At 72.0% G+C, this 19,616-nt stretch carries 17 protein-coding genes and 1 pseudogene; 7 read left to right on the forward strand and 11 right to left on the reverse strand.

Features of this window, described 5'->3' with window-relative positions:
- Positions 1–15 precede the first annotated feature (15 nt).
- From GA0070607_RS22460 to GA0070607_RS22495, 8 genes are all read right to left on the reverse strand, one after another.
- Positions 16–1,065: a LacI family DNA-binding transcriptional regulator gene (locus tag GA0070607_RS22460; protein WP_231931189.1), complete on the reverse strand. Its 1,050-nt coding sequence runs from the start codon at positions 1,063–1,065 to the stop codon at positions 16–18.
- A gap of 311 nt (positions 1,066–1,376) precedes the next feature.
- A complete protein-coding gene (locus GA0070607_RS22465) occupies positions 1,377–2,285 on the reverse strand; it encodes an amidohydrolase family protein (RefSeq protein ID WP_089019961.1) in 909 nt (302 codons plus the stop codon).
- Entirely contained in the window at positions 2,282–3,091 is an 810-nt protein-coding gene (locus tag GA0070607_RS22470) for a metal-dependent hydrolase (RefSeq protein ID WP_089019962.1), read from the reverse strand. Before GA0070607_RS22470 ends, GA0070607_RS22465 begins: the two co-directional genes overlap by 4 nt.
- A gap of 102 nt (positions 3,092–3,193) precedes the next feature.
- Positions 3,194–4,825 (reverse strand): serine/threonine-protein kinase, encoded by a 1,632-nt coding sequence (locus GA0070607_RS22475; protein WP_172898951.1) that lies wholly within the window; start codon positions 4,823–4,825, stop codon positions 3,194–3,196.
- A gap of 118 nt (positions 4,826–4,943) precedes the next feature.
- Positions 4,944–6,674 carry a serine/threonine-protein kinase gene (locus tag GA0070607_RS22480; RefSeq protein ID WP_089019964.1) on the reverse strand — a complete coding sequence of 577 codons (1,731 nt, stop codon included), beginning with the start codon at positions 6,672–6,674 and terminating at the stop codon, positions 4,944–4,946.
- A complete protein-coding gene (locus GA0070607_RS22485) occupies positions 6,671–8,077 on the reverse strand; it encodes an RNA-guided endonuclease TnpB family protein (protein WP_089019965.1) in 1,407 nt (468 codons plus the stop codon). Before GA0070607_RS22485 ends, GA0070607_RS22480 begins: the two co-directional genes overlap by 4 nt.
- Positions 8,078–8,156: 79 nt before the next feature.
- The gene (locus tag GA0070607_RS22490) at positions 8,157–9,491 is read right to left on the reverse strand and encodes a glycosyltransferase family 4 protein (protein ID WP_089019966.1); all 1,335 of its coding nucleotides are present in this window, start codon (positions 9,489–9,491) and stop codon (positions 8,157–8,159) included.
- A 136-nt stretch (positions 9,492–9,627) separates the two neighbouring features.
- On the reverse strand, positions 9,628–11,571 hold the full coding sequence (locus GA0070607_RS22495) for an amylo-alpha-1,6-glucosidase (RefSeq protein WP_089019967.1): 1,944 nt from the start codon (positions 11,569–11,571) through the stop codon (positions 9,628–9,630).
- A 42-nt stretch (positions 11,572–11,613) separates the two neighbouring features.
- Between GA0070607_RS22495 and GA0070607_RS22500 the strand changes: the two genes are divergently transcribed.
- The 6 genes from GA0070607_RS22500 to GA0070607_RS22525 all read left to right on the forward strand — a co-directional run bounded on the left by GA0070607_RS22500 (position 11,614) and on the right by GA0070607_RS22525 (position 17,178).
- The gene (locus GA0070607_RS22500) at positions 11,614–14,319 is read left to right on the forward strand and encodes an MGH1-like glycoside hydrolase domain-containing protein (protein ID WP_089019968.1); all 2,706 of its coding nucleotides are present in this window, start codon (positions 11,614–11,616) and stop codon (positions 14,317–14,319) included.
- A gap of 122 nt (positions 14,320–14,441) precedes the next feature.
- The gene (locus tag GA0070607_RS22505) at positions 14,442–14,900 is read left to right on the forward strand and encodes an SRPBCC domain-containing protein (protein WP_089019969.1); all 459 of its coding nucleotides are present in this window, start codon (positions 14,442–14,444) and stop codon (positions 14,898–14,900) included.
- Positions 14,897–15,247 carry an ArsR/SmtB family transcription factor gene (locus GA0070607_RS22510; RefSeq protein WP_089019970.1) on the forward strand — a complete coding sequence of 117 codons (351 nt, stop codon included), beginning with the start codon at positions 14,897–14,899 and terminating at the stop codon, positions 15,245–15,247. Before GA0070607_RS22505 ends, GA0070607_RS22510 begins: the two co-directional genes overlap by 4 nt.
- A 1-nt stretch (position 15,248) precedes the next feature.
- Positions 15,249–15,692, forward strand: a complete 444-nt coding sequence (locus GA0070607_RS22515) for an SRPBCC family protein (protein ID WP_089019971.1) — start codon at positions 15,249–15,251, stop codon at positions 15,690–15,692.
- 95 nt (positions 15,693–15,787) lie between these two features.
- Positions 15,788–16,423 carry a TetR/AcrR family transcriptional regulator gene (locus GA0070607_RS22520; protein WP_231930153.1) on the forward strand — a complete coding sequence of 212 codons (636 nt, stop codon included), beginning with the start codon at positions 15,788–15,790 and terminating at the stop codon, positions 16,421–16,423.
- Positions 16,424–16,467: 44 nt separating this feature from the next.
- Positions 16,468–17,178: an HAD family hydrolase gene (locus tag GA0070607_RS22525; protein ID WP_089019972.1), complete on the forward strand. Its 711-nt coding sequence runs from the start codon at positions 16,468–16,470 to the stop codon at positions 17,176–17,178.
- A gap of 39 nt (positions 17,179–17,217) precedes the next feature.
- Here GA0070607_RS22525 and GA0070607_RS32440 read toward each other — a convergent pair.
- Positions 17,218–17,388, reverse strand: a pseudogene (locus GA0070607_RS32440) (transposase); the annotation flags it as partial.
- Between the two features lie 34 nt (positions 17,389–17,422).
- On the reverse strand, positions 17,423–18,055 hold the full coding sequence (locus GA0070607_RS22530; RefSeq protein WP_089019973.1) for an MBL fold metallo-hydrolase: 633 nt from the start codon (positions 18,053–18,055) through the stop codon (positions 17,423–17,425).
- Positions 18,056–18,513: 458 nt separating this feature from the next.
- Between GA0070607_RS22530 and GA0070607_RS22535 the strand changes: the two genes are divergently transcribed.
- The gene (locus GA0070607_RS22535) at positions 18,514–19,296 is read left to right on the forward strand and encodes a L,D-transpeptidase family protein (RefSeq protein WP_157743199.1); all 783 of its coding nucleotides are present in this window, start codon (positions 18,514–18,516) and stop codon (positions 19,294–19,296) included.
- Between the two features lie 37 nt (positions 19,297–19,333).
- On the opposite strand, the gene GA0070607_RS22540 is transcribed toward GA0070607_RS22535, so the two are convergent.
- Positions 19,334–19,612, reverse strand: a complete 279-nt coding sequence (locus GA0070607_RS22540) for a hypothetical protein (protein ID WP_089019975.1) — start codon at positions 19,610–19,612, stop codon at positions 19,334–19,336.
- Between the last annotated feature and the right edge of the window lie 4 nt (positions 19,613–19,616).

Below are 19,616 nucleotides of genomic sequence, written 5' to 3' on the forward strand. Positions count from 1 at the left end.
GGCCGTTTTCGCTGGTCAACCCCCGCCGGTCGGCGAACGCCGAGGTGTGTCCGGTGCGGGTCGTCGTGGCACGGCTGTCGATCCCCGGATCTCCAGCGCACATGGCAGCAGTTGCTGGTGGCGCTCGTCACCGGGACCGTCCAGGTGGCGCAGCAGCGCCTCGATCGCGATCCGCCCCATGGCCGAGCCGGGCGAGGTCATCGCGGTCAGCGCCGGGGTGGCCAGCTCGGCGACCTGCGGCGAGGTGACCATCGAGACGACCGAGACGTCGTCGGGCACCGAGAGGCCCCGACCGGTCAGCTCGCCGAGGATGCCGAAGATCGCGGTCTCGTTCATGGCCAGCACGGCGGTCAGCTCCGGAGCCTGCGCGAACGCGGCGGCCAGGGCCGCCCGCCCACCGGCGGCGCTGTCCTCGGCCGGGATCATCACCGGCTCCAGGCCGTGGCCGGTCATCGCCGCGACGAAGGCGTCGCGGGTGCGCAAGGCTGGGCCGTAGCCGCTGGCCAGGGTGGCGGCCGAGTGGTTGACGTAGACGATGCTCCGGTGGCCCAGACCGACCAGGTGGGCGACGGCCTCCCGTACGGTCTGCTCGAAGTCGATGTCGACGTAGGAGAACCCGCTGGTGTCGCCGGTGCGGCCGATCAACACCTGCGGGACGCCGGCGTCCCGCAGGACGGTGACCCGCTCGTCGGCGAGCTGCACCTCCATCAGCACGACCCCGTCGAGCATCCGCTGGCTGGCCAGCCGCCGCAGGTCGTCGAGGTCGCCGCCGCCGACGGGGGAGAGCACCAGGTGGTAGCCGGCCGCGCTGGCCGCTGCGGCGGCGCCGGTGACGAAGGCCGTTTCGGTCGCGCCCAGGCCACGCTCGTCCATCGGCATCAGCAGACCGAGGATCCGGCTGCGCCGGCTGGCCAGGCCACGGGCCATCGCGTTGGGCTGGTAGTCGAGCTCGGCCATCGCGGCGAGCACCTTGTCCCGGGTGGCCTGGGAGATCGGCCGGGTGCCGGTGAGCACGTACGACACGGTGCTGACCGAGACCCGGGCGAGGCGGGCGACGTCGTGCATGGTGGCCACCGCGCACCTCCTCCGGCCCGGCGTGGGATCGCTCCCGAATGGTCGTCGAAGCGTTTCGACGAAGCGTTTCGACAGACGCTAGGCCACCTGTTACGGCGACGTCAATAGCCGATGTCGCCGCGCTTTCCGTGCCCTGCTCTGCGGCGTCCCGTGCCCCTGCGGCCGGGTGGCCCGGTTCGGCCTCGGCCTCGGCCCGGCCGAGCGGCCAAGGGGGACCTCGGCCGGCAGCAGGATCGCCCAACATCCCGAGCGATCGAGCACGATCCTGCAGCCGGCAGGGCGTGGCTTGGGCGGGCGGCGTTTCAGCGCAGGTCGAACAGGGTGGCCGCGCTGTCCCAGCAGACCGCGCGCAGCCAGTCGTCGCCGAGGTCCAGCCGGGCCAGCCCGGTCAACTGGTCGGCGTACGGGTAGGGGATGTTCGGGAAGTCGCTGCCCAGCAGCACCTTGCCGGCCAGCCCCAACTCACGCAGCCGGGGCAGCTCGTCGGCGGGGAACGGCACGAACCGGTCGAAGAACGGGGTGAACGCCATAGTGGTGTCCAGCCGGACCCGGTCGTACGCCTCGGCCAGATCGAGGAAGGCCCGGTAGTCGGGCGCGCCGAGATGCGCCACCACGGCGGTAAGCCGCGGGTGGCGGGCGAGCAGGGCGGCGAACGGGTCCGGCCCGGTGTGGCTGGTCCCCACCGGGGCGTGACCGGCGTGCACCACCACCGGCACGCCCGCGTCGGCCAGCAGCCCCCACACCCGGTCCAGCGCCGGGTCGGTCGGCGCGAACCCGCCGACCTGCACGTGCACCTTGAACAGCCGGGCCCCGCCGGTCAGCGCCTCCTGGACGTAGCCGGGAGCGTCCGGCTCGGGGAAGAAGGTGGCCGAGGGCAGGCAGCCCGGGGTGGCGCGGGCGAACTCCAGCGTCCAGCGGTTGAGGTCCGCCGCCATGCCCGGCCGGTGCGGGTACGCCAACGCGCTGAACACGCGTACCCCGAGCCGGCGCAGGTGCGCCACCCGGTCGGCGTCACTCCACCGGTACCGGATCGGCCACTCGGTGCCGACCAGCGGGCCGGCGGCGTCGAAGTACGCCCACACCCGGCGCAGCAGGCGCGGCGGCAGGAAGTGCACGTGCACGTCGGCAAGCCCTGGCAGCCCCAGTGCGCGCCAGAAATCCGGCACCCGCTCGTCGGCCTCTGGAGGTGACTGCGCGCCGGGGTCGGTCATATCTCGATATTGAACCGTTGCAACACCGACGGCGCGAGCAGGCCCGCCATGGCGAGCACCGTCACGACGGTCAGCACGGCACGCAGCACAACCACCTCGGCCTTGCTGCCGGTACGCAGGGCAATGCCGTTCGGCAGGCCGATCATCGTCCACATGCGCCGCTTGATCGGGATCGGCCAGAGGATCGGCACCCCGGCTCGGGTGATCATGTCACCGAGAATGTGCACGAAGCAGCCCACGCCGACGGCGGTACCGATCAGCGGATAGCCGCGCCCACCCGGCAGGTTCGCGAAGGTGAACCAGGCCGCTCCGGCCGACGCGAGGGTGATGATCACCCACCCGGCGCGCTCGGCCCACTCGTCGAACAGCCCGCGCAGGGCCAGGCCGAACATGAAGAACAGGATGGTGATCACCGCCCACTTGCCGTACGCGGCGCAGAGCGCGGTGGTGCCCCACCCGACCAGAACCGTGAACGGAAGCGTGTGGGTCAGCGTCCGGTGCCCGTTGTTGCGGCGCGGGTCCTTGCTGAGTTTCGTGGCGTAGTAGACCCCGAGGGAGATCTTCTCCATCACCTCGGCGGCGAAGAGCGAGAAGACTCCGAAGGTACGGGCCACGGTCGCGCCACCCTGGTTACGGGTCACCTTGCCCGACATGTCGAGGTCGGGAAAGAGCGCGCCACCCGCGCACACCGCAGTGCCCACCGCCAACGCGAGTGGCGACTGGTGGTAGTCGGCGAACTGGTCCAGCGCCCAGGACCCGGCCAGCCATACCGCCGCGCCGGACAGCGCGTGCGACGGTCCCATCATCTCGGCTCACCCTCCCCAGGGATCTTGAGCGCCAAAACTACGCCACTGTAGTCAGCGGCGACGACGCAGGGGCATCCTCCGGACGGTCCACACCGGACGGTGTCAGAGCGCGGGGGTGAAGCTCTGCCGGATCATCGGCAAGTATGTCGCGTTGACCTGCCAGTCGAACTCTTTTGTCAACCACGAGACGGTGAAGGCGCGCCCGGCCGAGGTGTTGGTCAGAAGCCGGAAACTGTGCACCCGCTCGCCGGCGGCGTTCTTCCAGCCGCACTCCCAGATCGCGCCGCCCTCGAAGATGTCCAGCGCCGAGATGTCCACCTTGCGGTAGCCCGGTAGCGCCTCGCCGCCGGTGAGCCGGGCCTCCTCGGCCTTCCAGTACGCCACCGGGTCGGGTCGGGCCGGCCCCGCCTCGACGCTGAGGATCCGGGGTCCGCCGGACTCCCGGAAGCAGGTCGCCGACCCCTCGGTCCAGTGCAGCCAGCCCACCGGCGCGGCGATCCGGAACCCGGTCGGGTCGTCGTGCCACGTCCAGCCCTTCACCAGCCGGTACCGCGCGTCGGGCGGCTGCGGCACCGACGGCACCGGGATCGCCGTCGGTGGCGGGGGAGTCGCGCAGGCGAATGCGGCCGGCCGGGGGGTGGCCTCGCCGCCCCCGGCGCCGGATGGTGGCGTCCGGCCGTCGTTGCGGTTGACCAGCGCCAACGCGACACCGCCGGCGGCGAGCAGCGCGGTGGCCGCACCGGCCAGGGTGAGTAGGCGCCGACGCCAGCGGCCGGGTCGGTTCGCCGGCCGGTCGGTCGGCGCCGGCGGGTCGCCGGGCGGGGACGGCCAACCGCTCGGAGCGGCGGGCACGGCGGTGCGGCCCGCGTTGCGTACGGCCGCCACCGCGGCGGAGCGGGCCGGCTCGGTGGGCTGGTCGTCGTCCGCCGCCGCGCCGCGCAGCAGCGGCTCGGCCTCGGCGGCGGTCAACCGCCGCCAGGGGTCGCGCTGCAACAGGCCGGTGAGCACGGGGCGCAGCGAGCCGGCCCGGCGCATCGGGTCCGGCGGTTCGGTGGCCAGCGCGCTGAGCGTCGCCATCGCGCTGGAGCGGGCGTACGGCGAACGCCCCTCGACCATCGCGTAGAGCGTCGCGCCCAGCGACCACAGGTCCGTACGGGGGTTGGACACCCCTTCGCGGGCGCGCTCCGGTGCGACGAACTGCGGCGAGCCGAGCACAGTGCCCGGCCCGGTCATCGCGCCGTCCCCGCCGTCGAACGTGGCCAGCCCGAAATCGGTGAGCACCACCCGACCGTCGTCGGCGACCAGCACGTTGTGCGGCTTCACATCGCGGTGCAGCACACCGGCGGTGTGCGCGGCCCGCAGCGCGGCGAGCACGGCCAGCCCGATCCGGGCGGTACGCTGCGGGCTCAGCGGCCCCTCCGCGCCGATGACCTGCTGCACCGACCGGGACGGCACGTACTCCATCACGATCCAGGGCCTGTCCCGGTCGTGCACCACGTCGTAGATGCGGACCACGTTGGGGTGGGTGAGCCGGGCCGCCGTACGCGCCTCGCGCAGTGTCCGCTGTCGCAGTTCGGCTCGTTCGGTCTCGGCCAGCCAGGACGGTGGCACGACCTCCTTCACCGCGACATCGCGGTGCAGCATTTCGTCGCGGGCCAGCCACACCCGGCCCATGCCGCCGGTGCCGACCAGGTCGAGCAGCCGGTACCGACCCGCGATCAGCAACTGTTGCACAGTCGCTCCCCCTCGGTCACCCCGTGTTACACGATAGCCACCGGCGCGGCTTTTCTCATCCACTGAGCGGCCTCGATCCACCCGGGACCGCAGGTCGAACCGGCCCACAGGGCGCAGGTCAGCGGGGGAGTCGGAAACTGGTTCGCACCGTCGTCCAGTCCGCGGCGGCGGCGGTCCAGTCGCGGTCGTCGGTGATCCAGCCCAGCGTCCAGCGGTCGCTGCCCGCAGGTGCGCCGGCGACATGTTGTCGGGCGTGCAGCCGGGCGCCGTAGGGCGCCGTCCACCTTGACTCCCACTCCGCCCCGCCGCCGCCCGTGGCGAGCCGGATCTCGTCGTACCCCGGCAGCGCCCCGGCCGCGGCCGCCGCGTCGCGGATCGCCGTCAGCCGAACCAGCGGGTCGGCGGCGCCGCCCTCCGCGACGCTGAACGCCCTTCCGGTCGCCGGGTCCTGGAAGCAGGCCACCGCGCCGTCGCGGGAGTAATGCCAGGTCGCGGGCACGGAGACCCGGAAGCCGGCGCTGTCGGCGTGCCAGACCCAGCCGGCCGGCGGCTGGAACCGTTCGCCGGGAGCCGGCGACGCGGGCGGCACCGGCGCACCGACGGCGTCCGGGCGGACACACGGAAACGGTGGCGGGGGGAAGGCGCCACTGTCGGGCGGTCGGCCCGGTCGGTCGGGGCGGTGGTCGGACGGCCCGCGCGGGCCGCGCTGGTCGGGCGGACGGTCGGGCGGCGGCGTGGTGGCCGACCGGCCGGCGGTACCCGTCGGCTCGTCGCCGCTGACGGCCAGCGCGGTGCCGACGCCGGCGGCAGCCGCCACCAGCAACGCCGTGACGACCAGCGCCGCCCGGCGCGCTGTCCGCCCGACCGCCCGAGCGGACGCGTCGGGCGCGTGCTCGCCAGAGGTGTCGGTCCGCTCGGCGGCGTCTCCGGCGGGCGGATCACCCGGCGCCGCGGCCCGGTCGGCGGCGGGTCGCCCAGGTTCGGGCAACGGGATGGTGGGGTCCTGCTCGGACGGCTCTGCGGTCGCGGCGGCGGTGAGCAGCCGGTGGGCCGCCTCATGGTCGAGGCGGTCGCGCGGGTCACGACGCAGCAACCCGGCCAGCACCGGCGCGAGCGGCCCGGCGTGCGGGGCCGGATCCGGCGGCCCGGCCGCCAGCGCGCTCAGCGTCGCCATCGCTGTGCTGCGGGCGTACGGGGAGCGGCCCTCCACGATGGTGTGCAGGGTGGCCCCGAGCGACCACAGGTCGGCGGCCACGGTGGACACCCCCTCGGAGGCCCGCTCCGGGGCGACGTACTGCGGGGAGCCGAGCACCATGCCCGGGCGGGTCATCGCACCGTCGCCGCCGTCGAACGTGGCGAGCCCGAAGTCGGTGAGCATCACCCGCCCGTCATGTGCCATGAGCACGTTCTGTGGTTTGACGTCGCGGTGCAGCACTCCGGCCGTGTGCGCGGCACGCAGCGCGCCGAGCAGGGCCAGGCCGATCCGCGCCGCCTCGGCCGGCGTGCGAGGCCCCTCGGTGTCCAGCACGTCCTGCAGGGTGCGGGACGGGACGTACTCCATCACGATCCACGGGCTGCCCTCGACCGGGACGACGTCGTAGAGCCGGACCACGGCGGGATGGTTGAGCCGGGCCGCGGCGCGCGCCTCCCGCAGGGTGCGCGAGCGCAGTTCGGCCCGTTCGTGGTCGGCCAGCCAACTCGGCGGCACGACCTCCTTGACCGCGACCTCTCGGTGCAACATCTCGTCGCGGGCCCGCCACACCCGGCCCATGCCTCCGCGACCCACCAGGTCGAGCAGCCGGTACCGACCGGCGATCAGCACCTGCGCACGCTCCTGCTTCCTTGTCATTGCTCACTGATGGGCAAAGCGGATGATTCGCTCTCCGCTCGGCGTGCCGGGCTGGAGTCCGGGAGCGGCAGTCTGCTCCGGTGGCGATCGGCCCGTGCCTGCACGATCTGCCTCACCGCGCGATGCGGGGTGTGCAGGGTGATGTCGGGGTCACCATGTCGTCGCAGGACGTTGATCGCGGCGTTCACGTCGGCCTGCCACACCACCCCGCACAGGGTGCAGTGAAGCCGATCCCCGGCACGGCGGCCAAAGCAGCCGCAGCGGTGACAGACTTGTGAGGTGTAGGCGGCGTTGACGTGCACGAGCGCAGAACCTCTGCGCTCCGAAACATTCTTCAGCGCCTGCGCGGTGACCCCCTTGGTCCACGCGGCGAGACGCCGATTGGTGTTCCTACCGAGCTGCTTGCGCCCGGTGAACGTCCTGGTCAGGTCCTCGGCCACCACGACGGCGGCCTTGTCCACCACCCGATGCACCGCGGTGAAAATCTCCGTGCGCACCCGCGCCTGGTGACGGGCAGCCTGCCGGTCGCGCTTGATCGTGCCGAGGTTGTTCACCGCAATCCGCTCGGCCTTCGCCTGGTCGCCGCGCCGGGCTGCGGTGTTGGCGATCGAGCGCAGTTTCGCCCGGCGGCGGTTGCGTTCCCTGATCCGATCGGATTCAGCGCTCAGCAGATGACCGAGACCGTCACCGTGGTGGTTGCCATCGGAATCGGTCAGCACCTCGGTGTAACCCTTGTCCACCCCCAGCGTCGCCGTGCCACACGGACGCTGTGAGGTCTTCATGCTGGCGGCGTCGATCTGATAGTGGATCTCCACCCGGCCGCCGCGCAGGATCAGCCGCAGCGTGCCCGTCGGAGCGACGGTGGTGTTCAACGGGATGCGGACCATCTGGCGCCGCACGAGCCCGGGAACGGCCAGCCACAATCGCCCACCCTCGTCAGCCTGGGTGTGGTGCTGATCGGCGCGCACCACGATCTGGTTATGGGTGCGGTTGTGCCCGCGCCGCCAGTGTGAGCGCATCAGCCGCGACAGGTACGGGTCGTCGGCCCACCGGTCAGCCTTCAGCAGGCTGAACAGCCGCTTCTGCTCCTTCTGATCACTGATGTGGCGGAGGATTGCCCGCCGCACCGGCACCTTCGCCGACTCGCGGGTCGCGGCGATATCGGCCATGGCGTCGCGGACGGTTTCCTTCCACGCGTTTGCCAACACCCCGAACCGGTGGTGGATGCCCTCAGCAAGCCACCGGTCGCGAACCTGCCGGTCGGTCAGCCCTGACCCTGCGATTGACCCATACCGCTGCCACACCTCGCCGCGGACTGCGCCCAACCGCTGCGCCTGCTCAGCCAGCGCCTGATACTTCCCCACGTTGAGGCGATGCGAATAGGCGATCCGGGTCACCTTCACGACGACGCCTCCTCAGCCGCTGTCCGGGATACACCCTAACCAGCGGATCGGGAGTCACCTATCGGTCGTCCGCCTCGGCTCAGCAGGCGGCGTGGTCGGCTGTGGCGAGCAGATTGCCCTCCGGGATGGCGATCCGGGTATGTCCGCCCGCCAGTCGGGCGGCGGCCCGTCGGGCCTGAAGCGGGCCGTGCTCGCGTCGGGCGGTGGTGTAGCTGGCGGCGGTGCGGGCGGCGATGGTGGCCCAGCCGTACCGTTCGCCGACCATTGTGCGTGCTCGCCGGGCGACCCGCCGGGCGAAGACCTCGTCGCCGAGTAGTTGGCCCACCGCGCCGGCGAGGGCGTCCGGGTCGCTGTGCGGGAACGTCACGCCTGTCACGCCGGGCTCGACGATCTCGGCGAGACCGCCGGTGCGGGCCACCGCGAGGGGCGCGCCGGCGGCCGCCGCCTCCAGCGCGACCATGCCGAACGGCTCGTAGAGGCTGGGCACCACTGTGGCGTCGGTGGCGCCGAGCACCGCCGGCAGTTGGGTGGCGTCGAGGAAGCCGGTGAAGCGGACGGTCGAGCAGAGCGCGAGCCGGCGGGCCTCCTCCTCCAGTTCGGCGCGGTACGGGCCGTCGCCGGCGATCACCACGCGCAGCCCGGGGTGCCGCTCGCGCAGACGGGGCACCGCGTGCACCAGGTGCTGCACGCCCTTCTCGTAGACCAGCCGGCCGGCGTACCCGACGAGCGGGCCGTCGGCGGCGAACCGGGCCCGGGCCGAGGCGACCGCGCGTGGCCGGGCCCGCCAGGCCCGGTGGTCGACCCCGTTGGGCACCACGTCGACCTGGCCGGCCGGAAGGTCGAACAGCGCGGTCACCTGTTCGCGCATGTACCCGGAGCAGGTGATCACCCGGGCGGATTCGTTGCTGAGCCAGTGTTCGACGCCGTGGATGGTGCGGTTCATCTCCTCGGGTAGCCAGCCTTGGTGTCGGCCGGCTTCGGTGGCGTGGATGGTGCTCACCAGTGGGAGGTCGAGGTGGTCGCGCAAGGTGATGGCGGTGTGGGCGACGAGCCAGTCGTGGGCGTGGATGACGTCGTAGGTGCCGGCTTGGGTGGCGCGTAGGGCGGTGCGGGTGAGGGTGTGGTTGAAGGCCATGGTCCAGGCGAGTAGGGAGTTGGTGGCCAGGGGGAAGGTGACGGGGTCTTCGGGGGCGCGCAGGATGCGTACGCCGTCGGCGTATTCCTCCAGGGGTGCGTCGTCGGCGTGGCGGGTGATGACTGTGACGTCGTGGCCGGCGGCGGCGAGGGCGACGGAGAGGGCGTGGACGTGTCGGCCGAGGCCGCCGACGAGCACCGGCGGGTACTCCCAGGAGAGCATCAGCACCCGCAGCTGCCGGGCGGGGTGGATGTCGATCACGTGGGCATCGGGTGACATGCGGCCCCCTTGGTTGTCTCCGGGCGCGCGCCGACCGCACCGGAACCGGTGCCCGCCGTCGCGTCTGGATCTCGGACCAATCCTGCCGGGGCCGAGATAACCAGCGGAGACACCGCCGTTGCGGTCGTGTAAAGCGCTACTGGCCCTTTCGGCGCACCCGCAGCAGCTCGGCCACCGACCACGCCTGGAACGGGCAGCCGGTAGCGGCGTGCGGCGCGTGGCCGTCGGCCGTCTCGCTGACCGAGCCTAGCCCGAATTCGGTCAGATGGGATTCGATACCCACGAAAACGTCATCGGCCGACATTTTGCCACGGCGGCAGGCGTCCACGTACGGGCCGAGCAGCCACGGCCAGACGGTGCCCTGGTGGTAGCCGCCGTCCCGCTCGGCCGGGCCGCCCCGGTGCCGGCCCACGAACTCCGGCGACTCCGGGGCGAGGCTGCGCGGCCCGAGCGGGGTGAGCAGCCCGGCCGCGACCCGGCGCAGGGTCGCCTCGTCCGGCTCCAGCGGCGCGAACGGAAGTGACCAGGCCAGCAGCTGGTTGGGACGCAGCGAGTCGTCGTCGTGCAGAGCGGCCCCGCCCAACGGGTACGCCGGTGCGGGCGCGTCCAGCACGTCGTGCAGCCAGCCGCTCGGCGCGGGGTAGCGGTCCCGGAACGAGGCGGTGGCCTGCCCGTGTCGTCGCCACAGCTCGGCCGCGTCCCGACCGGCCAGCTCGGTCAGCTCGGCGAGCCCGGCCAGCCCGTTGATCCACAGCGCGTTCACCTCGACCGGTTTGCCGGTACGCGGGGTGACCGGCACCCCGTACACGCGGGCGTCCATCCAGGTCAGTGCGGTGCCCGGGGCGCCCTGGGTGAGCAGCCCGTCGGCCGGGTCGACGGCGATGCCGTAGCGGGTGCCGGCCAGGTGAGCGTCGATCACCGTGCGCAGCGCCGGCAGCAGCTCGTCGCCGAGGTCGGTGTCACCGGTGACGGTGACGTGCCGGCTCACCGCGTGCAGGAACCACAGCGTGCCGTCGACGGTGTTGTACTCCACCCGCCCGGTGTCGGCCGTGTTGGCCAGCATCCCCTCGGACAGCGTCGCCGCGTACGCCCGGAGCAGCTCCCGGCCCTCGTCCGCGCGGCCGGTGCAGAGGAACAGCCCCTCGTACGAGATCATCGTGTCCCGCGACCAGGCCCCGAACCACGGGTATCCGGCGACCACATCGACGGCTGTGCGGCCGGTACGCACCACGAACGCGTCCGCGGCCAGCACGAGCGTCGCCTGCACCGGGTCCGTCGGCTTCGCCGTCGCCACCACCTGACGGTTGCGCCGCCGGGCCGTCGCCACGATCTCCGCGGCGGGCGGCGGCTCCTCGTCGAGCCGGCCGGCCCAGGCCCGCACCGACACGGTGTCACCGGGGCGTTCCAGATCGCCGGCGAAGCGGCCCGCGTACCAGAGGTCCTCATCGGGGTGCAGTCCCCGGCTCGCCTCCTCGCGGTGGTGCACGCCCAGCCACCACTGCCCCTCGGGCGTCCAGCCCGGGCCGGCCAGCCGGTACGCCCCCTCGACCACCGCGCCGCCGGCCACCGCCTCGACCTGCGGCGTCGGGCCGTCGGCCCGCCGCTCGCCGTGCGCGTCACGCCAGGTGCAGGCGGCGGAGAGCTCCAGCCGGACCGGCCCGCCGGCCACCAGCCGGTGCACCACCGCCACGCAGGAGCGGCCGGGCAGCATCGCCAGCTCCCGCTCGATCACCACCGCGCCGATCCGCCACCGCCACCGGGGCAGCCCGTCGACCAGGTCGAAGCGCTCCAGCAGCTCGAAGCCGCGCGGGTCGACGTCCCCGGAGGACCATTCGTGCACGCCGAGCCGGACCCGTGCGCCGGACGGCAGGGTGACCGCCGGGTCGAGGCTTACCAGTCCCACCCGGCGGGACGCCGGCGTCTCGCCGGGCACCACCAGCAGACCGTGGTAGCGCCGGGTCCGCAGCCCGGCGACGGTGCCCATCGCGTACCCGCCGACGCCGTCGGGCACCAGCCACTCCCGGCTGGCCGCGCTGGTCAGCTCGCCGCAGACCTGCGGGCCGAAGTGAATGTCGATCAACTTTCCTCCACCGGCGGCGGGGTGTAACACGCCACGACGAGAATGGCTGCTGTGGTCAAGTACCGCGGCGACGTCAAAGATGTGCACGTGATCTCTGACCGTTCGTCCTCCGACGCCTCGCCACCCGACGCCGAGCGGCTCCGGCTCGCCCAGGCCGACTCGGGGGAGCAGGACTGGCGCGCATGGGGTCCCTATCTGTCCGAACGGGCGTGGGGGACGGTGCGGGAGGACTACAGCGAGCACGGTACGGCCTGGGACTACTTCCCGCACGACCACGCGCGGTCCAGAGCCTACCGCTGGAATGAAGACGGGATGGCCGGCGTCTGCGACGACCGGCAGACGTTCGCCTTCGCCCTGGCGCTGTGGAACGGCAGGGACCCGATCCTCAAGGAGCGGATGTTCGGCCTCGGCGGTGACGGCGGCAACCACGGCGAGGACGTCAAGGAGTACTGGTGGTACGAGGACTCCACGCCCACCCACTCCTGGATGCGCTGGCGCTACCACTACCCGCAGGCCGCCTTCCCGTACGACGAGCTGGTCGCGGTGAACGCGCTGCGCGGTCGGGACGACACCGAGTACGAGCTGGTGGACACCGGGATCTTCGACGACGACCGGTACTGGGCGGTGAGCGTCGACTACGCCAAGGCGTCCCCGACCGACCTGTGCATGGTGGTGACGGTGGCGAACCGGGGCGACCGGGCCGCCACCCTGCACGTGCTGCCCAGCCTGTGGTTCCGCAACACCTGGGCCTGGGGCCTGCCCGGGGGTGACCGGATTCCCCGGCTGACCGGCGAGGGCGCGCGGCTGGTCGGCGAGCATCGGGTGCTCGGCCAACTGCTGCTCGAGGGCGACGGAGATCCGGTGCCGCTGCTCTGCGACAACGACTCCAACGCCGAGCGGCTCTGGGGCCTGCCCGGCCGGTCCCGCTACCCGAAGGACGGCATCAACGACCACGTGGTCAACGGCGCCGCCACGGTGAACCCGGCGGGGGAGGGCACCAAGGGCGCGCTGCACTACGTGCTCGACGTGCCGGCCGGCGGGCAGCGCCAGATCCGGCTGCGGCTGACCCGCACCGCGTCGCCGCCGGCGGCCGCTCCGCCGCCCCGGGCGGATCTCGGCGACGGCTTCGACGCGGTGGTGTGGGCGCGGCGTGCCGAGGCGAACCGCTTCTTCGCCGGGGTGATCCCGGAGGCCGCCACGCCAGACGAGGCGCTGGTGGCCCGGCAGGCCATCGCCGGGTTGATGTGGAGCAAGCAGTTCTACCACTTCGACGTCAAGCGTTGGCTGGACGGCGACCCGGCTTCGACGCCGCCGGCCGGGCGTCGCCACGGCCGCAACAGCGCGTGGTGGCACATGACGAGCTTCGACGTCATCTCCATGCCCGACCCCTGGGAGTACCCCTGGTACGCGGCCTGGGACCTGGCCTTCCACTGCGTGAGCATCGCCCGGGTCGACCCGGGCTTCGCCAAGACGCAACTGCTGCTCCTGCTGCGCGAGTGGTACCTGCATCCCAACGGGCAGATTCCGGCGTACGAGTGGGCGTTCGGTGACGTGAACCCGCCGGTGCACGCGTGGGCGGCGCTCAAGGTGTTCGAGATCGACGGCGGGCGGGACTACGAGTTCCTGGCCCGGGTGATGCACAAGCTGCTGCTCAACTTCACCTGGTGGGTCAACCGGAAGGACACCGGCGGCAACAACGTCTTCGAGGGCGGCTTCCTCGGGTTGGACAACGTCGGGCCGTTCGACCGGTCGGCGGCGCTGCCGGTGGCCGGTGTGCTGGAGCAGTCCGACGGCACCGGCTGGATGGCCATGTACGCGCTGAACATGCTGGACATGGCGATCGTGCTGGCCGAGCACGACCGCACCTGGGTGGACACCGCCACCAAGTTCTTCGAGCACTTCGCGTACATCGCCGCCGCCGCGTACGAGCAGGGGTTGTGGGACGACGAGGACGCCTTCTTCTACGACGTGCTGCGGCTCGCCGACGGCACGAAGGTGCCGCTGAAGGTCCGGTCGGTGGTCGGGTTGCTGCCACTGGCCGCCACCACCCGGCTCACGGCCCGGACCCTGCACCAACTGCCGGAGCTGGGTGCCCGGCTGCGCTGGTTCCTCACCAACCGTCCCGAGTACGCCCAGGTGATCGGCACTCGCCGGCTGGGCCCGGACGGCCGCCAGCAGCGGCTGCTGTCCATGGTCGGCCCGGAGCAGGTGGTGCGACTGCTCGCCCGGATGCTGGACAGCGACGAGTTCCTCTCCGATTTTGGCCTTCGTACGCTGTCCCGCGCGCACCTGGACAAGCCGTTCTCGGTCACCCTCGGCGGGCAGGAGTTCTCGGTCGGGTACGAGCCGGCGGAGTCGACCAGCGGGCTGTTCGGCGGAAACTCGAACTGGCGTGGGCCGATCTGGATGCCGACGAACTTCCTGCTGATCAGCGCGCTGCGTGACTACGCGTCGTTCTTCGGTGACGACCTCCAGGTGGAGTACCCGACCCGCTCCGGGGTGAAGCGCACGCTGGACGAGATCGCCGACGACCTCTCGGCCCGGCTGATCTCGCTCTTCACGCAGGACGACTGGGGCCGGCGGCCGATCTACGGGGCGTGCCGGATCTTCCAGACCCACCCGGACTGGCGCGACCTGATCGCCTTCCCCGAGTACTTCCACGGCGACAACGGGGCCGGGCTGGGCGCCTGGCACCAGACCGGCTGGACGGCGCTCGTGGCCGACCTGATCCTCACCCTGCGCCGCTGACCCGGCCGCCGCCCGCGCGCCGCCCGGTGGCGGCGTACCACCCAACATGCAACCAAAGGTTGCGCGTCGCGGCGTGGCCGTTGTAGCGTTACGCAACCAAAGGTTGCGAAAGGTTGGGTGGCATGGAACAGGGATCGATCGAGCGCGACATCCATGTCGACGCTTCACCCGAGGTGGTCTTCGAGGTGATCAGTCGGCCGGAGCACATGCGGGAATGGTGGCCTGACGACGCACGGTTCGAGCCGGTCGCGGGCGCGCCCGGCAAGCTCGTGTGGCGTGACGGCGACACCGGCGAGACGACGACCGTCGCGCTCGCCGTCGTCGAGGTCGACCCGCCGAAGCGATTCTCCTTCCGGTGGTGCTACTCGGACCCGGCCCGGACCGGACAGTCGCTGCTGGTCACCTTCGAGCTGCTCCCGACCGGTACGGGGACCCGGATCCGCATGACCGAGACCGGCTTCCGCGAGATGGGATGGGAGGTGGCTCTCCTCGAGCAGCAGTACCAGGACCACGTGAGCGGGTGGGACCACTACATCCCCGCGCTGGGCAGGTACGTCGCGCGGCTGGTCTCCACCTCATGAGCACCGCTGTCGACGACGACCTGTGGTCGGCGATCGGCGACCCCATCCGGCGCACGATGATCGACCTTCTGCTCGCCGGGGGGCCCGGCACCGCCACGTCACTGAGCGAGCGACTACCCGTCACCCGCCAGGCCGTCTCGAAGCACCTCGCGGTCCTGGACCGGGTCGGTCTGGTGCACGCCCCGCCGGCCGGTCGGGAGCGGCACTACCAGGTCGACGAGGCGCAGCTCGCCCGAGCCGTCGCCCAGTTGTCAGCGGTCGGCTCCACCTGGGACGCCCGACTCCGCCGGATCAAGCGGATCGCCGAGGCGATCGAACGCGACCGCCACAACGACGAAGGAGAATGACATGGTCGACATCCTGCACCGGGTCGGCGTCGTCGCCCCGATCGACGACGTCTACCGAGCGGTGGCAACGCCAGAGGGCATCGCCGGCTGGTGGACGACCGACACGGTCGGCAAGAGCGAGGTTGGCGGGCACCTGGCTTTCCGGTTCGGCGACGTCGGTGGCTTCGACATGGAGGTCCTGGAACTCGATCCCTCCGGCCGCGTGCGGTGGCGGGTCACCGACGGCCCCGAGGAATGGATCGGAACCGAGATCGGCTGGCGCCTCGACCAGCGTGGCGAGTACACGATCGTCCAGTTCACGCACGAGGGCTGGCGCGAGCCGGTCGAGTTCATGCACCACTGCAGCACCAAGTGGGCGACGTTCCTCATGAGTCTCAAGGAGCTTGTGGAGACCGGCCGTGGCAGGCCGGCGCCGGACGACGTCCGGATCGGCGACTGGCACTGAGCCTCCGGCTAGTGCGGTGGTGCGGGAGGGTACGCGTAGTCACCAATCTGTCATGGTGCGACTGCGCGCCGTGTCTTCGACTTACGCTCGTGGGCGTGTCCGGACCTGCCGAGGGAGCCACCGAAGAGGACCGGCGTGACCTCATCGTCGCGGTCGCGCGGGAGTTGGCTGAGGTCGAGGGCTGGACGGGGGTGAGCCCTCGGCGGCTGGCCGAGCGGGCCGAGGTCGACGTCGGCGACCTCTACCGGCACTTCGCGGATCAGGAGGCGCTGCTCGCCGCCGTGGCGGTGTGCGCCTTCGCCGACCTGGCCGCCGACCTGGCCGAGGCGCACGCGGAGGCGACCGGCGGTCCGGAACGGGTCTGGCCGGCGGTGGCCGGCGCGTACCTCGACTTCGCGTACGCGAATCCGGAGGTCTACGACGCGATGCTCGCGCTGACCCCGGACCTGGCCCTCGGCGTCGACGGCGTGCCGGCCGCGCCCCGGGGCGTCTTCGCCGAGTTGCGGGCGGCCCTGACCCCGCTGGCCGAGGGGCGTGACCCGGACACCCTGGTTGAGGTGGGCTGGAGCCTGCTGCACGGCATGGTGATGCTCACCCGGGGTGGCCGGCTTCGCCCCGAGGCGCAGGAGGAGCGGGAGTCGATGATCGGGGAACGGCTGTTCCGGTGGCCCTGCCCGCAGGCCGCCGAGGCGGACGGAAACCGGTTGGGCGCGTCGCGCGACATGCCCTAAGGTCCCCGACGGTCAGGTGCGGTGATCACGACGGGGGGGACGGCATGACTGTGGACCAGGCGGCGCGCCGACAGGCGCAGGTGCTGATCTTCGACGCGGACGACACGTTGTGGGAGAACAACGTCGTGTTCGAGCGGGTGATCGACGATTTCCTGGCCTGGCTCGACCACCCCACGCTGGACCGGGTCGAGCTGCGGGCCGTCCTCGACGACATCGAGCGGGCCAACACGGTGGCGCACGGCTACGGCAGCAAGGTCTTCCTGCGCAGCCTGGCGGACTGCCTGGAGCGGCTACGTGAGCGACCGGCGACCGACGCCGAGCGCCAGGAGATCGACCGGCTGGCGGTGGCCCTGGTCGAGCACCGGGTGGAGCTGATGCCCGGGGTGGCCGACGCGCTCGACGAACTGGCCGGCCGGCACGAGTTGCTGTTGCTGACCAAGGGGGACCAGGTCGAGCAGCAGCGCAAGTTGGACGCGTGCGGGCTGCTGCACCACTTCCGGGCCGCACACATCGTCGCCGAGAAGGACGTCGACACCTACCGGTGGCTGGTCCGGGAGCACGGGTTCGACCCGGTCGACGCCTGGATGATCGGCAACTCGCCGAAATCTGACATCCTGCCGGCCCGGGCCGCCGGGCTGAACGCGGTGTTCATTCCGAATGAGAACACCTGGGTTCTGGAGGACGACGAACTGGACCCGACCGACGCCCACCTGCTGCGCCTGGCCGCGTTCCGCGACCTGCTGCGGCACTTCTGACCCGCTCGGAGCGTGGGTCGGTAACGGGTATCTGGCCGGGTTGTGGCAGTCGGCCAGCAGTTGCCACTCGCCTCGAGCGCCGTCCTCTCCGGGCAGGAGGAACTGGCGGCCGTTCTGGCAGGTCATGACCTGGTCGAAGACGGGTTCGACCATGTCCTTGCGGCGGCTGTAGGCCTTCCGGCCGGGCTTGGTCCGCAGTTTGCGGGCCAGACACGCGCGGATTGCCGGTTGCTGAGACACGCTCTTAGCGGATTGTCACCGACTCCCCGACCGGGATGCGCGCGTATTCGGTGCCGCCCTTGAAGTCCAACCAGCCGTCGAAGTACTCCTGGCCGAGCTCGTTGAGCGTGGCGTCGTGGATCGGGAACGCCCGCTTCGGCCGCACCGCCCGCACGAAGTCCAACGCCTCGCAGAGCTTGAGCCAGGGTGCGGCAGCCGGCACGAGCAGCGTCGCCACCGGCGACGGCGGGACGAACAGCGAGTCGCCCGGGTGGTAGACCGTGCCGTCGACGACGAAACCGACGTTGGCGCAGCCGGGCAGACCGTCGTAGATCTCGGCGTGTGCCCCGCCCACGACGTCGACGGTGAACCCGGCCGCCGTGAACCGCTGCCCCGCATCGACGGCGACCGCTGCGCCGCCCAGCTCGGGGGCCGACTCGATCGCTGCCGACGGCAGGTACACCCGGAACGCGGAGTTGCGCTGACTCGCCGCCACGAGCTTGGCGATGTCGAGGTGGTCGGGGTGCTCGTGCGTCACCAGCACCTCGTCGACCCCGTCGAGCGCTTCGGCCTCCGAGAACGTCCCCGGGTCGATCACCAGCACCCGGTCGTCCGCCTCCAGGCGCACACAGGCGTGGCCATATTTGATCAAATGCATGCGCCCACTATGGCAGGGACGGTCGAAGGCGGGGACCCTGTACTGAGACACGCTCCAGGAGCCCGAACAGCGTCGGCGATCATGGTCGCGTTACGCGGAGATGCCGGTTTTTCCCCTGGAGATCAGTCCTGCCACCGGCGGTCCTGCCCGGCTTGTCCGGCCCGTCGTGACCCGCCTAGCCTGGGCCGGCGCTCACGGCCGTTCGGGGTGTGTCGGGGGCGCACCGGCGTCCGGCGGGTGGGCACCGTGGAGCTGAGTGCAGGGCGGCCGGCTCTCCTGTCGAGCCGTGGGCGTCGAGCCACGCCCGGGCGGAACGGGGCCGGAGCTGCCCGTTCCCATGCCGGATGACCGGGGGTCAGGGCCGGGTAGTTGCGGACCCGGTCCTGGCCCGGCCACCGAATCGACTACGCCCGGCGAGTGGGACAGCCGCGAGTCGGGTCGACTGTCAGGATGACGGCATGAAGCGCAGATCAGTCCTGTTGGGCGCCGCCGCGGGCCTGGCGGCGCCGGCCGTGCTCGCCCCGGCGGCGCCCGCCCTCGGTGCGACCGGCTCGGCTGCGCCGGTCGTGGCCACCGCGACGATTCCCCGGTTCACCCGGCCGACAGTGCCGCGCCACAACCTGGCCGCCCGGTTGGCGACCCTGCCGTCACGGGCGAAGCAGGTCCTCGTCGTCAGCGGCACCGGCCGCTCCGTCAGCCACGCCACTGTGGAGGCGTACGTACGGATCAGCGACGGGGGGCGTTGGCGCCCCGCCTCGGCGGTGCTGCCCGTCCGGATCGGCTCCAAGGGATTCAGCGACAACCACGTCGAGGGGGTGCCGACCACGCCCACCGGGACCTACGCCATCGGCCCGACCATGTACGGCATCGCCGCGAACCCGGGGGTGCGATACCCGTACCACCGCCTGGTCAGTGGCGACTGGTGGAACGAGAACCCGACGTCGTCGCGCTACAACTCCTTCCAGCACAGCTCCACCAACCCCGGCGGCAACAGCGAGGCGTTGTGGAAGGAGGTGCCCGCCTACACGCACTTCGCGGTGATCACGTACAACATGCCGCCCACGGTGAGCAAGCCGGTGCCGTACGCGGGCAGCGGGATCTTCCTGCACGAGTTCAGCGCCAGTGGCGGCAACGCCACCGCCGGCTGCGTCGCCCTGGCCCACGAGCATCTGGTTCCCGTGCTGCGGTGGCTGGACCCGGCGCTCTCGCCGCACATCGTGCTCAGCCCTCCGACCAGCTAGGCCGGCGCCGCCCAGCCGCCGCCAGCGGGCCTGCGGCTCAGGTGACCTGGCCGCCGCGGACGATCGCCACGGCCACCCGGCAGAACTCGTCCATGTCCGGGTTGAACCCGGCCGCGATGTCGGGATGGAGCCCGGACCGGGTCTCGTCCAGCAGCCGCTGGCAGACCTGCTCGACCGGCTCGCCGGCGTAGCCGGCGCGGACCCGGTCGGTGGCCGCCTGGAGCGCCGAGGTCAGCTGATCCTCCAGCGGGCCGCGCAGCTTCTGCTGCACGGGGTCGAGCCCCCGCGGGTCGAGCGTGACATGTGGCTCCGACATGGTG

The sequence above is a fragment of the Micromonospora coriariae genome (assembly GCF_900091455.1).
Taxonomy (GTDB): Bacteria; Actinomycetota; Actinomycetes; order Mycobacteriales; family Micromonosporaceae; genus Micromonospora; species Micromonospora coriariae.

What these genes read in the sequence shown, in the direction of transcription:
- GA0070607_RS22460 (WP_231931189.1), bottom strand. Translation starts at nt 1,065, where the DNA reads ATGCACGACGTCGCCCGCCTCGCCCGGGTCTCGGTCAGCACCGTGTCG.
- GA0070607_RS22465 (WP_089019961.1), bottom strand. Translation starts at nt 2,285, where the DNA reads ATGACCGACCCCGGCGCGCAGTCACCTCCAGAGGCCGACGAGCGGGTG.
- GA0070607_RS22470 (WP_089019962.1), bottom strand. Translation starts at nt 3,091, where the DNA reads ATGATGGGACCGTCGCACGCGCTGTCCGGCGCGGCGGTATGGCTGGCC.
- GA0070607_RS22480 (WP_089019964.1), bottom strand. Translation starts at nt 6,674, where the DNA reads ATGACAAGGAAGCAGGAGCGTGCGCAGGTGCTGATCGCCGGTCGGTAC.
- GA0070607_RS22490 (WP_089019966.1), bottom strand. Translation starts at nt 9,491, where the DNA reads ATGTCACCCGATGCCCACGTGATCGACATCCACCCCGCCCGGCAGCTG.
- GA0070607_RS22500 (WP_089019968.1), top strand. Translation starts at nt 11,614, where the DNA reads ATGGCTGCTGTGGTCAAGTACCGCGGCGACGTCAAAGATGTGCACGTG.
- GA0070607_RS22505 (WP_089019969.1), top strand. Translation starts at nt 14,442, where the DNA reads ATGGAACAGGGATCGATCGAGCGCGACATCCATGTCGACGCTTCACCC.
- GA0070607_RS22510 (WP_089019970.1), top strand. Translation starts at nt 14,897, where the DNA reads ATGAGCACCGCTGTCGACGACGACCTGTGGTCGGCGATCGGCGACCCC.
- GA0070607_RS22515 (WP_089019971.1), top strand. Translation starts at nt 15,249, where the DNA reads ATGGTCGACATCCTGCACCGGGTCGGCGTCGTCGCCCCGATCGACGAC.
- GA0070607_RS22525 (WP_089019972.1), top strand. Translation starts at nt 16,468, where the DNA reads ATGACTGTGGACCAGGCGGCGCGCCGACAGGCGCAGGTGCTGATCTTC.
- GA0070607_RS22530 (WP_089019973.1), bottom strand. Translation starts at nt 18,055, where the DNA reads ATGCATTTGATCAAATATGGCCACGCCTGTGTGCGCCTGGAGGCGGAC.
- GA0070607_RS22535 (WP_157743199.1), top strand. Translation starts at nt 18,514, where the DNA reads ATGAAGCGCAGATCAGTCCTGTTGGGCGCCGCCGCGGGCCTGGCGGCG.
- GA0070607_RS22540 (WP_089019975.1), bottom strand. Translation starts at nt 19,612, where the DNA reads ATGTCGGAGCCACATGTCACGCTCGACCCGCGGGGGCTCGACCCCGTG.